The 309-nt window shown below is 57.3% G+C and carries 1 protein-coding gene; it reads right to left on the bottom strand.

Annotated elements, in window-relative coordinates; all coding sequences use genetic code 11:
- The coding region (locus tag Q4563_RS18500) for an AIR synthase-related protein (protein ID WP_303605553.1) at positions 1 to 309 on the bottom strand (309 nt) is incomplete at both ends.

Raw genomic sequence — 309 nt, 5'->3', positions numbered from 1 at the left:
AAGGTGGCCAGTTCCTGCTGCGGCACCGCCATCACGTAACGTTCCTGGGATTCATTCGACCAGATAGCCCGTGGGCTCATGCCTGGCTCATCATTCGGGACGTTACGCAGTTCAAACTGACCGCCACGTCCACCGTCCCCCACCAGCTCAGGGAAAGCGTTGGAGATACCACCAGCACCCACATCGTGAATAAAGGCAATCGGGTTCTGCTCGCCTTTCTGCCAGCAGCGATCGATCACTTCCTGGCACCGGCGTTCCATTTCCGGGTTTTCACGCTGTACGGAAGCAAAATCGAGATCGGCATTGGAC

The organism is Gilvimarinus sp. 1_MG-2023, assembly GCF_030548285.1.
The sequence above is the reverse complement of the archived record's forward strand: the minus strand, read 5'-3'. Positions and strand labels throughout refer to the sequence as shown.